Below are 12,536 nucleotides of genomic sequence, written 5' to 3'. Positions count from 1 at the left end.
TAAAGGTAGCAGCATCCTGTGAAGCGTCAACCCGCCAAGAATTCATACAGTTCAGTCTGTTTGATTAGATTGGAATCCTCACGCCTTCAGGCTGAGGAGGATGTCAAGAACTCCGAGAAGACGACCCCTTTGTGCCACAACTATTAATAGTTGTCTTAGTACCAGAAACAGTTAGCGACTGGTTATCGCAAACCGAAGAATCTCTATGCCTTTTTCGCTGCGGTTATTGGCTATCGTTGCGCGGACAACCAGCAGTTGATAACAAAACGAACATCACAGTAGAGATTAAGCGTCAAAATATATTTAGTCCCGACGCACTCAAAACCATCATGTCACGCATCGCCGTTGGAGAATCCCTATGACAGCTATTTTCCCGGATGTGGAAAAATTCAAATATATCGACCCCCGACAAGTAGAAGCTTACTTACTCAGGCATGGTTGGCAGCAACAGCAACGTCAGGGGGATAAAGCTGCCATTTGGACTTTAGACGGTTTTGAAATTCTACTTCCCCTCAAGCCAGAAATTATTGACTTTTCTCGGCGTATGGCAGAAGTCGTTGAAACTCTGGCGTTGGCAGAAACCAGATCCCAACAGTCAATTTGGGGTGACTTAATTACAAATGCACCCAACACCACCATCCAAGCAGTCGTCACCCACATTGCCACACCCAATGCAGTAAACCTTAGCGGCGATATCACCATGCTGGGCATCGTAGTTGATAAACTACGTCCCATCCACACCGAATTAGCTGATCGTGACTACATCCTGGCACTGAAGGCGTATCAAGAACGTCTGCCCGTTTACTGCACAGGTGACTTAATTAAGTCTAACGGTATATTCATTCTGAAAAATCCCCATCACTTTAGCCTGGATGACATTGAATAATGTTCCTACACCATGACCAAAGTAGGCTGCATATTCAAAAATTACGAATGATTGCAACAAGGGTATGAGGTGTGAGTGAGTAAAAACCCTACACCCTATACCCTTACACCAAATCTCAACAAACAATATTACCCGTAGCTAATCTAACTCTCTTCGTCCTTCTAAGGCTCTGGCTAGAGTTACTTCGTCGGCATATTCTAAATCACCGCCAACAGGTAAACCAAAGGCAATACGTGTCACCTTTGTAAAAGGTTTGAGTAGTTGTCCTATATATAATGTGGTTGTTTCCCCTTCTATGCTGGGGCTAATTGCCAAGATAACTTCTTGCGGTTTTTGCTGACTCACCCGCCGCACCAAAGGTTGGACATTTAACTGTTCTGGGCCGATCCCATCTATCGGGGAAATTACTCCCCCCAAGACGTGATACTTACCTTTGTACTCGCGGGTTTTTTCTAAGGCTATTACATCACGGGAATCTGCTACTACACAAATAGTTTGATTGTCGCGGTTGGGGTTGCGACAGATTTCACACACTGGTTCCGCAGATAAGTGGAAGCAGACTGAACACAGACCTACTTGTTTTTTTGCGTCAACCAAAGCTTGCGCCAAAGCCTCTACTTCTGCCTCTGGTCGCTTCAAAATGTGCAAAGCCAATCGCTGGGCTGATTTTGGGCCAACTCCTGGCAAGCGCTGTAATTGTTCTATCAACCGTGCTAAAGGACGTGCGTAAACCGTGGTCTTGTCTCCAGAATTTCGTTTACCTTAACTATGATGACATAGCCTGCAAAAGTATGAAGTGTGAAGTATGAAGTCGGAAATTTCATCCTTCTACCTCCTACCTTTTGACAAGGGACAAATGACTTTTAACTAATGACTATTGACCATTGACTGTTGACACACCCTTAAGGGTCGAGCCGATCGCAATACTGCTTCTAGTAAACCAGGAAATAGAACTTCTAAGTCTTCGCGGCGTAGTTTATTTATGTGTTGTGTCCCTTCTTTATGGGTCAAGACTACTCCTGACTCTCTTAAGATTTTAAAGTGATTGGACATGGTAGATTTAGCGATCGCAAAATCAAAATCCGCACAGCATTGCTCCCCTTTCGTAGCTAATAACCGCACAATTTCTAACCTCACGGGGTCGCCTAGGGCATATAACACCGCCGCTAATGATATATCTTTTCTGTCTGGGTGATATAAAAATCTCATACTTGCATTATCGCTTAAGGTAGCGTATATTTTGATTGTTCGATAAAATCGAATAAACGAATTAAAACAGGAAGGCGATTATGTCATCCGTTACCAATGTTACAGAAGCCACCTTCAAGCCAGAAGTGCTGGATAGTACAATTCCCGTCTTAGTAGACTTTTGGGCGCCTTGGTGTGGCCCTTGTCGGATGGTAGCTCCCGTTGTGGAAGAAGTTGCTGCTGAATATGATGGGCAGGTAAAAGTGGTGAAAATCAATACAGATCAAAATCCTACTGTTGCTAGCCATTACGGTATTCGGAGCATACCCACACTCATGATATTTAAGGATGGGCGACAAGTTGATACAGTCGTGGGCGCAGTGCCAAAAGGCACTTTAGCTAAAACTTTAGCACAACATCTTACACAAGAATAATCGCTGGGGTGGGCATTGCTCACCCTAATACTGAAAATAAATAGGTGATTTTTGTAGCCAATAATTTAAAGAAAACGAGCCACAGAATACAGAGAAATCTTCTAATGATTAAATTTCCCTGTTGCCTCTTTTTGTGGAAATTCCTACGTAAGGATGTTTCATCTTTGCGGCGGCAACACCATTATTAACAACAAGTCAGCTAGTGAGTCGTAGACTAACAGGGAGAGCAATATGGACTTGAAATTACAAGATAAATCCGCATTAGTCAGTGGTTCAACCACAGGTATTGGATTAGCGATCGCCCAAACACTAGCACAAGAAGGTGCATCAGTTATAGTCAATGGTCGCTCAGAACAACGAGTTAACCAAGCAATAGATAAAATTAAACACTTTAACCCCGACGCAAAAGTAACTGGTGTTGTTGCCGATTTAGCAACAAAAGCAGGCATTGAACAAATTATTGAACAAGTTCCTCAAGTCGATATTCTAGTGAATAACCTAGGTATCTACGAGCCAAAAGGATTTTTTGAGATAACTGACGAAGATTGGTCACATATATTTGAAGTCAACGTCCTGAGTGGAGTTCGCTTAAGCCGCAAATATCTGCAAAAGATGTTGGCACAAAACTGGGGACGGATAATTTTTATCTCTAGTGAATCGGGCTTTCAAATTCCCGTCGAGATGATTCACTACGGCGTAACGAAAACGGCTCAGATTTCTTTGGCGCGCGGTTTAGCAGAAATGACAGTCGGTACAGCAGTTACAGTTAACTCTGTTCTGCCAGGGCCAACTCGTTCTGAAGGTGTGGAAACTTTTATTACCCAGATGGGACAAGAACGGGGACTCAGTGCTAGCGAAGTGGAAGCCGAATTTTTTCAAAAAGTACGTCCCACTTCTCTGATTCAACGCTTTGGGACTAACGAAGAAGTTGCCACATTGGTAGCCTACCTTTCTAGTCCTTTAGCTTCAGCAACCAATGGCGCGTCTGTGCGGGTTGATGGCGGTGTCATTCGGTCGATTTAGCTAGTTTCAGAATATGGGCTAGATGAAAAGATTTCTACTGACACAAGTAAATTCCCACATCAAACCTGACTCTTATATTTGCTAGCTAGTAGGTAGCCAAATATATAATGCCTGTAATTCACCTTTGAGGAGAGAATCTCATGAATCCGATCGCACAAACAAAAGCATTAGATGTACCAAGTGCTATTCTTCAGCGTCGTTCGATCAAAACATTTAAACCAGACCCGATTGAGCCAGAACTACTCCAGCAATTGGTAGAGTTAACTGTCGCTGCACCCAGCAGTTTTAATATTCAAGATTGGCGCATTATCTTAGTTCAAGATGAAGCGCAAAAAGAAGCTTTAGCGGCTGCGTCTTGGAATCAAAAACAGATTATTCAAGCACCAGTCACCTTTGTATTTGCAGCCGATTCCAGCGCAGGCGAACAAGATTTGACCCCAATTTTAGACCAAGGATTGCAAACAGGCGCATGGAACGAAGGCACAGTCAATTACTTTAGAAATTCGATTCCTCAATTTCAAGCAGGTTTAGGAGACAAGCGGCGAGAATATGCCATCAAAGACGCAATTATCGCTTCTACCCATTTAGTATTAGCTGCCGAAAGCTTAGGATTATCCACCTGTTTTATGAATGGCTGGATTGAGGACAAAGTAAAAGAAGTAATTGGCGCAGCTGACGATCCCAATTTAGCCATCGCAGTTGTAGTTCCTGTAGGTTATGCCGCAGAACCCCGCTTAAATCCCGGTCGTTTACCCTTCTCCTACAACGTATTTGTAGACAGAGTTGGTAATCCGTATCAGGGGTAGAAAAAGTATGAAGTGTGAAGTGTGAAGTCTGAAATTTCAGACTTCACACTTCATACTTCAGAATTCATTGGACTCACATTTCCCAGGAGAAGCGAATCATGATTGAGCTTTACTATTGGACAACGCCCAACGGTCATAAAATCACGATATTTTTGGAAGAGACGGAAATACCTTATAAAATTGTGCCGATAAATATTGGTGCAGGGGAACAGTTTCAGCCTGATTTTCTCAAGATTGCGCCGAATAACCGCATTCCCGCCATTATTGACCATGAACCTGCGGGTGGCGGTGAACCAATTTCGGTTTTTGAATCGGGGGCAATTTTGCTGTACTTAGCAGAAAAAACCGGGAAATTGATTTCGCCAAATCTACGCGATCGCGTGGAGGTGCTTCAATGGTTATTCTGGCAAATGGCAGGTTTAGGGCCAATGGCTGGACAAAATCACCACTTTAGAAATTATGCTCCCGAAAAAATTGAATATGCCATTAACCGCTACGTTAACGAGACAGGACGTTTATACGCAGTTCTCAATAAACGACTAGCAGATAGAGAATTTATCGCTGGCGATTATTCTATTGCTGATATAGCCGCTTATCCTTGGGTTGTGCCGCATGAAAGCCAAGGTCAAAATCTAGAAGATTTTCCCAATATCAAACGCTGGTTTGAAACAATTAAAGCTCGTCCAGCCACAATTCGCGCCTACAAAAAAGCCGAAGCTTTCAAAAATCAAGCTTTAGATATCGAAAAATCACGCAATTTGTTGTTTAACCAATCAGCAAAAACAGTTACAAATTAAATTTTTGAGATTGCTGAGTGACTAGTTTTGAGTACAAAGGTAAGAATACTGCGGCATTCTCTAAAATACATGGAACACTGTGTTTTACTTACTACTCAGCACTCGGAACTCAGCACGGGCTAAACGCCCCGCTACTGCTAACAGCACTTGAAAACAGGAGAATTTAGTGAATAGAGCAATAGGGCAAACAGGTAAAACACCTGTCTCTTTAGGGCTGTTGGGTGCTGCTGCCTTTATGGTGATAGCTGATGTGCGGGTGATTGATCCCCTGCTGCATATTATTGCCAATGAATTTGAGGTTGGTGTTGGTAGTGCGGCGGTGATTGTCTCAGCGTATACGATTCCCTACGGACTGTTTCAACTAGTTTATGGGCCGTTAGGCGATCGCATTGGCAAATTACGCGTCATTACAGGCGCATTGACAATATTTGCTATCGGTACAGCCCTTTGTGCTTTTGTGCCAAATATTGCTCTATTGACCTTACTGCGATTTCTGACGGGAATGTTTGCCGCAGGTATCATCCCTGTGACGCTAGCTTATATCGGGGATAACTTTCCCTATACAGAACGCCAAGCCGCTATAGGTAAATATTTAAGTGCGCTGGTGCTTGGTCAAATTCTTGGCGGTAGTTTGGGTGGGATATTTGGTGAATATATTAGTTGGCGGGACATTTTTTTAGTATTTGGGATTGTTTCTTTAGCGATCGCAGCTTTATTATGGCGAGGAACACGTCATTTTCGAGATGGCAATCGTTCCCAAGAAAGATTAAGTTGGGCAACTTTTCAGCCTTATTACCAACTTCTCACGCAACCAATAGCCCGTACTGTAATTATCGCGGTATTTATTGAAGGCTTTTGCTTAATGGGAGCATTTGCTTACGCTGGTGCATTTTTGCGTGACAGATACGGCTTACCCTACGTTGCGATTGGGTTTATGTTGAGCAGTTTTGGCATAGGTGGACTGATTTATAGCCGCAGTGTTAAGTGGTTAGTGCAACGGCTAGGTGAAGTTGGTTTGATGGGTGTGGGTGGTTGGTCAATGTGCATTTGCTTTTTAGCGATTTCTCTATTACACAGTTGGGTATTGTTTATCCCCGTAACTGTAGTGATGGGATTGAGTTTTTATATGATGCACAGCACTTTGCAAACTCAAGCCACAGAACTTGCACCAGAAGCCAGAGGTACAGCAGTTTCGTTATTTGCTTTTAGTTTATTTATTGGTCAGGGAATTGGCGCAGCAGCCTTTGGTAGGATTGTAGATAATTTCGGCTACATTCCTTGTTTTATGATTTCTGGAGTTGCGATCGCTTTACTGGCAACATGGCTAGTTAAAAAAGCAGACTCGCCAAAAACTAATGAACAATAACAAATAACAAATGCCAAAAGTTCAGGTTAACGGAATTGAATTATTTTATGAAATCAAAGGCACAGGTGAGCCTTTATTATTAATTGCTGGGTTCATGTGCGATCGCAATTATTGGTCGCTACTGATGCCATCTTTAATTAGTCAATATCAGGTGATTCGTTTCGACAACCGAGGCATAGGACAGAGTTCGGCTCCCGATATCCCTTATAGCATCCCACAAATGGCTAATGATGCGATCGCATTACTGGATATTCTCGGTATTGAAAAAGTCCATGTAATTGGTCATTCAATGGGTGGAAAAATTGCCCAAGAATTAGCTTTAACCCAGCCGCACAGAATCAAAAGTCTTATCCTGCTTTCTTCTACAGCCAAAGGCAATGAAAAATATATCAACATCATTAAAACTTGGGGCGACCTTGCTACCAAACTAGACTTAGAACTATACGAAAGAGTTATCTTACCTTGGATATTTACTGATAATTTCTATGCAATTCCCGGGATGGTAGACCAATTAATTGAATGGGCAATTCACTATCCTTTTGCGCCAAAACCACATGGACTTTATCATCAAAGTCGGGCAATTATTAATCATGACACAACAAACCGTCTGCAATATATTAAATGTCCAACTTTGGTGTTAGTTGGTAAACAAGATATTTTAACTCCCGTCAAATTTTCCGAGCAAATTGCTCAAGGTATTCCTAATGCTGAATTGGTGATTATTGAAGATGGTGGCCATAGCTTTTTAATCGAGTCACCAGAAACAGTAGCTCAAGTTATGTTAAAATTTTTAAGCAAAATTTAAATCTATAAAAAGCCAAATCCAAATCATTTTTTGGTGCTCTCTGTTTAGAGATGATTGACTTAAATTGTCGCGTGACAACAACGCTTAACATACCAGCTAATCTAAACTCTCTCGCCTGTCCCACTCCCTATTCCCACGAATTATCTGCCTTATCCTCCTAGATGCGTAGGCGAGTCATACTTGTAACCGATGACAAACACCTAAGAAAACTGGTGAAATATAATTAATGTTACCCATACCGGAGTAATGACAGAGCGCGTTTTAATTCTTGGAGGCAGGGGGAGAATTGGAAGCAGTGTTGCCCAAGACCTAGCTGCCCATACGCAAGCCAAAATTACTATAACTGGACGTTCCCCAGAGACTCATAACTTGCCTTTGGGAGAAGGAACACAGTATTTAACCTTAGATTTAGCAGAAGTTGATAAATTAAGAGATGCGATCGCTAATTCTGATTTAGTAGTTCACTGTGCAGGGCCGTTTCATTATCGGGATGCCAATGTTCTCAAACTTTGCATTGAACAGGGCGTGAACTACGTAGATGTGAGTGACCATCGTTCTTACACTACCAAAGCTTTAAGTTATCACGAAGACGCTATTGCATCTGGAATCACAGCCGTAATTAACACAGGTATTTTCCCTGGCATTTCTAATAGTATGGTGCGCCAGGGGGTCGAGCAATTTGATGAAGCCGAAAAGATTAAACTCTACTATATAGTCGGTGGTTCTGGTGGCGCTGGCATTACCGTTATGCGAACAACTTTTCTCGGATTACAACATCCTTTTGAAGCGTGGATAGACGGTAAATGGCAAACAGTTAAACCTTATAGTGAAAGAGAAATAGTAGAATTTCCTCACTTTCAACGTAATGGAGTTTACTGGTTTGATATGCCAGAAACTTTTACATTACCCTATGCCTTTCCCTCAGTTAAAACTGTAATTACTAAGTTTGGTTCATTTCCAGATTATTATAATCATCTGACTTGGATGGCCGCCCATATTTTTCCTAAATCGTTAATGCAGCGTCGCGGCATGATTGAATTTTTATCTCATGTTAGCCATACAATGACAGATTTTACTAACCGTTTCAGTGGTATTGGTGTCGCAGTTCGTTCTGAAGTTACAGGTAAGAAAAATGGTGCTACAGGCGTTTATACTTCGACTGTATACCATGATAATGCGGCTGTCGCCACTGGCTGTGGTACTGGAACCGTTGCCCAATTAATTCTTGAAGGTAAATTGAATAAGCCTGGAGTTTTACCTGTAGAAAATGCTTTGTCTACAGATTTATTTACAACTATCATGGCAACCAGAAAAATTAAGATTGAGCAGAGTTTTTTATAATTATATGCATCTGTTTAATAGCATATATAGCTATCCTATTTGATTTACAAACTTATTTGTTAAGAGAGGAAATAGACAACAGGGAAGAGGTTAGAGATTTATTTGCAGATCATTTAGGATTGCTATAGCAGTTGCAGTACAGGTGAGGACATTTACAAAGGACAAATGCCAGTCAGTTATAGTAAAACTCTTACCTTCAGCATAGCCGCCTCCTAGCATACTTACTGGTGAGCTTTTGGGCAATCAATTTGTCCCCATTATTTTTCAAATTAGTCTCAGCTTAAAAATTACAATGCATAATTGATAGGAGGCGGCAACCTCCTATGTTGGAGAACTGTCTCATCTTGAGTGGAGATGCCATAATCCAAAGCATCAAGCAGATACTAGTGTTTTTAGATGATCAGCATGAAATTCCAACTGTTTTTAAGCTCTTTATTTTCCCAAGTTAAGTTCCGGCATTGGTGGATGGGTATCCTCTTGTGGATTGTTTTGGTTGCACCTGCTCAAGCATCTGTGATTTTACGCGTAGCTATTGAGAGGGGAGTTAATCAAGTAAAAGTCGGCAGTTCTACAACTGCATTGGTGAAAGATAGTTCTGGAAGGACTCTAGGACAGTTGCCAGGGATGAGTGCCTATTATGCTCAAGCTATTCCTGGCGGGGTGGCTTTAGATAAGTGGCAGTCTGGTTTATTTTGGATTGAGCCGACTGGTAAAGGATTTGTTTATATTGGCGATCGCTGGTATCGTGGTAGAACTTTAGTTGTCCCCTCAGACAAGGGCGTAACAGCCGTGAACTGGGTGGATGCTGAAGAGTACCTCTACAGTGTGATTGGTGGCGAAATGGATACTAGTTGGCCGCAAGAAGCCCTCAAAGCTCAAGCGATCGCAGCTCGTACCTACGCTCTCTACGAACGCGAAAGACAACGTAATAACCCCATTTACGACTTAGGTGATAGCCCCGATCGTTGGCAAATTTATAAAGGAGTAGTCAGCGAATCTCCGTCTACTTACGCGGCTGTCGATGCTACCGCAGGGCAGGTACTAACTTATAACAATAAAATTATTCTCTCTGTCTTTCATGCTTGTTCTGGTGGTCATACCGAAAATGTGGAAGATGTTTGGGGTAGCAAAGAACCTTATCTGCGGGCTGTGGAAGACTACGATCAAGATATCAAGGAATGCAACTGGGTCAAAACTTTCTCCCCGGCAGAAATTAGTGCCAGAATTTCTGGGGTAGGCAATGTTAAGGACATGATTGCAGAAAAATACTCGCCTTTTCGCAGTGTGAAGGCGTTAAAAATCGTTGGTGACAGAGGCACAAAAGTACTACAAGGTGAAGAAGTACGTACTGCACTGAAACTCAGAAGTACCCGGTTTAATATCACCAAAGCCGCAGATGGCAGTTTTGTACTACAAGGCTTAGGTTTTGGTCATGGTTTAGGAATGAGCCAGTGGGGAGCATACAATCTAGCTCGACGCGGTATCAACCACCTACAAATTTTGGGTCATTACTATCAAGGTGTCGCTCTCACACCAATTAAAGCGAAGTAAAAATAAAGTATGAAGTCGGAAATTTCCGACTTCAGACTTCAGACTTCAGACTTCAGACTTCAGACTTCAAACTTTTCATTCTCCACTTTGAAGACGCTTTTGCCATTGGGCTTCTATTTGTGCAGAATGCTCAATTTCTTGGTCTAATAAATCGGTTTCGGTGGAGTAAACTAAATCTTTATTTTCAATCACAGTTTCGGCGGCGAATTGATGGGCGAAGTCAATTTTTTGTTGTAAGTTTTCATCTGGATCAGTTAATAATCTGGCACGGAAAAGGCGATCGCGGTTGCGCCCTGCAATCTTTTTATTGCGCCACTGTATCCAGAAATAACGCACCAGTGGTACACCCAAAAAACCTATACCGTAAGCCAACAACAGCCAATAAATACCCTGAGTAAAAGCAACTAATCCTCCCAACTTGGCGGCTACAACACCATCTCTTAACAGTCTCCCCAAGACTAAAGCACCAACAAAATTGACAATTCCTAACCCAGCACTCAACATATTTTGCCCAGAACTAGCTATGCTAAAACGCCAAGGCAATTCTTCTAAATAAGCTGGGACTGATTGACGGCCTTTTTTGCTAGCTCTGATTTGTAATTCTGGGAAGTAATAAACAATTTGCCCTTGGGAACTAACTTGTGGTTGTCCATTAAATCTAATCAAGACAGGCAGCATATAATCTTCATACTCCTGTTGATATGTTGGGCCAATATCATCTAAATAAGGAGCAATTTGTTCTGCTACGACTGCACCGCGCTGATTGCGAATTACAGCAGCAATTTCTTGCCAACGGCGTTCTTCTAACTTGGCATTGGGATTACCATCCCCAAATAAAAAGGAGAATACAGCCTCAAAAAAATTTAACTCGTTAGCTTGACGGTTTTCGTATCTTCTTTGTTGATAACTTGTATCGTAGTAATTGGGACTAAAAAACCAAAATAAATCAGGAAAATAAAAGAACCCACCGCTATAGCTACTACCTCGATTATTACTGTCGCGGTCAGAACTAGTAGCAGTAATAATTATGAAAATTGTAATAGTAATTAAGGCAATTGAAAGCACTAAAAAGATGCCAAAAGAAATCCGAATTAGGTAAAAAAGAATCCCCCAAACTTTTTGCCACCATTCTTGTAACTGTAACTGGAAATATTTATTGCGTAAAACTGCTCTAAAATTTTGCGGAAACTGGTAAACAATATCACCGGATTCGGCGACTTGTAAATGTCCACCAGCTTCAGCCGCCAAAGTTAATAACCCTTGACTGGCCTCGGCAACATTTAATCCTGCCTGGGTTGCCACATCACCAACAGTAACTCGGTATCCCAGTTGTTCCACCGTACGTATAATAGTCGGATTTGGAGCCATTGCTCGCCCCTCCTATTGAAATTATTTCTATCTATATCTAGTATAAAGTTTTATTTTAGGGGCTTGAAAATGTGCGGTTTAATTACCAAATTATGCTGAAAAATCAGCAAAAAGAATAATTAATTTTTAATTCTTAGACATATTAATTTCTCGTCTCTACGTGTTAAAATTATGTGCCTATGCTTGGTTCTCCAGCAAATTTTCTGCCTTAAAATATGGTTCAGTACACTCTTGCCCAAAGCCCAGAAATTATCCTCACTGTTCCTGGCAAAGATTCAGCTAAAGCGCGTGATAAAGCAATGGATCAGTTAATGGAACTGATGGATGCGGGTAAACTTCCCACAGAATTAGAAGAAGGATTTGGCCCTCAGCAATTAATTGAAGTGAAGGAAGCAGTTGATACAAGTAGTGGTGAAGATGCTATCACTCAAGCTGTTCAAGTACTCAGCAACTTAGCTACTCTCAAACTCAAAGTCCAAGAATCACGTACTGAAGCTTTGGAAATTCGCAAAGCGGTTGATATCCTGTTTAGTGATCAATCGGTTACGGAAGAGGAAATTACTCGTCTGAAAGAAGGTTTTAAAGTTCTGAAAAACTTTGCTCAAGCAAATCTGCGTTATCTAGATGCACGGACTAAAGCAGAACAAGCGCGACAAGTTTTAGATCAGGCTTTAAAATCGCCAGACAAGGAATGAATCTAGCAGTTTTACAGATTCCCGACTTCTTCAAGAAGTCGGGGATAGAAGGCTCTCCATTTTCTTAATGACTCGCTGTAACTTCTTCTGCGGCTGTTAATGCTGGGGCGAAAGTTGGATTTTCTGGTTGTAGTTCTACTCTGACCAAAAGAAGGGGATACAAGCCTCGCCCTTCTAGGGCGAATTTTGATTCTTAATATACGATTTCAAGACTTCAATCGGCGCTCCTCCCACAGAGCAAGCAAAGTAAGAAGGACTCCAGAGATGTTCTGCGTG

Annotated in this window: 15 protein-coding genes; 11 read left to right on the top strand and 4 right to left on the bottom strand. The window is 41.8% G+C overall.

Annotated elements, in window-relative coordinates:
- The first annotated feature begins 131 nt into the window (after positions 1 to 131).
- Both H6G69_RS32970 and H6G69_RS32965 read left to right on the top strand, forming a co-directional pair.
- Entirely contained in the window at positions 132 to 362 is a 231-nt protein-coding gene (locus tag H6G69_RS32970; RefSeq protein WP_313952667.1) for a DUF4365 domain-containing protein, read from the top strand.
- Positions 359 to 886, top strand: coding sequence for a hypothetical protein (locus H6G69_RS32965; RefSeq protein WP_190693907.1), 528 nt, complete (start codon positions 359 to 361; stop codon positions 884 to 886). Before H6G69_RS32970 ends, H6G69_RS32965 begins: the two co-directional genes overlap by 4 nt.
- Before the next feature lie 138 nt (positions 887 to 1,024).
- Here the strand turns inward: H6G69_RS32965 and recR are convergent, their stop codons facing one another.
- Positions 1,025 to 1,594, bottom strand: a complete 570-nt coding sequence (gene recR / locus H6G69_RS32960) for a recombination mediator RecR (RefSeq protein ID WP_190693905.1) — start codon at positions 1,592 to 1,594, stop codon at positions 1,025 to 1,027.
- A 159-nt stretch (positions 1,595 to 1,753) separates the two neighbouring features.
- Positions 1,754 to 2,095: a helix-turn-helix transcriptional regulator gene (locus H6G69_RS32955; RefSeq protein WP_190693903.1), complete on the bottom strand. Its 342-nt coding sequence runs from the start codon at positions 2,093 to 2,095 to the stop codon at positions 1,754 to 1,756.
- Positions 2,096 to 2,175: 80 nt separating this feature from the next.
- On the opposite strand from H6G69_RS32955, the gene trxA reads away from it, so the two are divergent.
- From trxA to H6G69_RS32915, 8 genes are all read left to right on the top strand, one after another.
- Positions 2,176 to 2,508: a thioredoxin gene (gene trxA, locus H6G69_RS32950; RefSeq protein WP_190693901.1), complete on the top strand. Its 333-nt coding sequence runs from the start codon at positions 2,176 to 2,178 to the stop codon at positions 2,506 to 2,508.
- A gap of 231 nt (positions 2,509 to 2,739) precedes the next feature.
- On the top strand, positions 2,740 to 3,531 hold the full coding sequence (locus H6G69_RS32945) for an SDR family NAD(P)-dependent oxidoreductase (protein WP_190693899.1): 792 nt from the start codon (positions 2,740 to 2,742) through the stop codon (positions 3,529 to 3,531).
- A gap of 140 nt (positions 3,532 to 3,671) precedes the next feature.
- Positions 3,672 to 4,337 (top strand): nitroreductase family protein, encoded by a 666-nt coding sequence (locus tag H6G69_RS32940; RefSeq protein WP_190693897.1) that lies wholly within the window; start codon positions 3,672 to 3,674, stop codon positions 4,335 to 4,337.
- Positions 4,338 to 4,435: 98 nt separating this feature from the next.
- The gene (locus tag H6G69_RS32935) at positions 4,436 to 5,134 is read left to right on the top strand and encodes a glutathione binding-like protein (RefSeq protein ID WP_190693895.1); all 699 of its coding nucleotides are present in this window, start codon (positions 4,436 to 4,438) and stop codon (positions 5,132 to 5,134) included.
- A gap of 166 nt (positions 5,135 to 5,300) precedes the next feature.
- Positions 5,301 to 6,500, top strand: a complete 1,200-nt coding sequence (locus H6G69_RS32930) for an MFS transporter (RefSeq protein ID WP_190693893.1) — start codon at positions 5,301 to 5,303, stop codon at positions 6,498 to 6,500.
- A gap of 10 nt (positions 6,501 to 6,510) precedes the next feature.
- On the top strand, positions 6,511 to 7,305 hold the full coding sequence (locus H6G69_RS32925; RefSeq protein ID WP_190693891.1) for an alpha/beta fold hydrolase: 795 nt from the start codon (positions 6,511 to 6,513) through the stop codon (positions 7,303 to 7,305).
- A 246-nt stretch (positions 7,306 to 7,551) separates the two neighbouring features.
- On the top strand, positions 7,552 to 8,646 hold the full coding sequence (locus H6G69_RS32920; protein WP_190693889.1) for a saccharopine dehydrogenase family protein: 1,095 nt from the start codon (positions 7,552 to 7,554) through the stop codon (positions 8,644 to 8,646).
- A gap of 396 nt (positions 8,647 to 9,042) precedes the next feature.
- On the top strand, positions 9,043 to 10,197 hold the full coding sequence (locus H6G69_RS32915; protein ID WP_190693888.1) for a SpoIID/LytB domain-containing protein: 1,155 nt from the start codon (positions 9,043 to 9,045) through the stop codon (positions 10,195 to 10,197).
- A 75-nt stretch (positions 10,198 to 10,272) separates the two neighbouring features.
- On the opposite strand, the gene H6G69_RS32910 is transcribed toward H6G69_RS32915, so the two are convergent.
- On the bottom strand, positions 10,273 to 11,565 hold the full coding sequence (locus H6G69_RS32910; RefSeq protein ID WP_190693886.1) for a hypothetical protein: 1,293 nt from the start codon (positions 11,563 to 11,565) through the stop codon (positions 10,273 to 10,275).
- A gap of 215 nt (positions 11,566 to 11,780) precedes the next feature.
- Here H6G69_RS32910 and H6G69_RS32905 point away from each other — a divergent pair, with 215 nt between their 5' ends.
- Entirely contained in the window at positions 11,781 to 12,260 is a 480-nt protein-coding gene (locus tag H6G69_RS32905; RefSeq protein ID WP_190693884.1) for a hypothetical protein, read from the top strand.
- A gap of 174 nt (positions 12,261 to 12,434) precedes the next feature.
- On the opposite strand, the gene H6G69_RS32900 is transcribed toward H6G69_RS32905, so the two are convergent.
- Positions 12,435 to 12,536, bottom strand: a 102-nt coding sequence (locus H6G69_RS32900; protein WP_190686431.1) for a transposase, incomplete at its 5' end; no start/stop codon positions are given.

This window comes from Nostoc sp. FACHB-110 (assembly GCF_014697425.1).
Taxonomy (GTDB): Bacteria; Cyanobacteriota; Cyanobacteriia; order Cyanobacteriales; family Nostocaceae; genus Nostoc_B.
The sequence above is the reverse complement of the archived record's forward strand: the minus strand, read 5'-3'. Positions and strand labels throughout refer to the sequence as shown.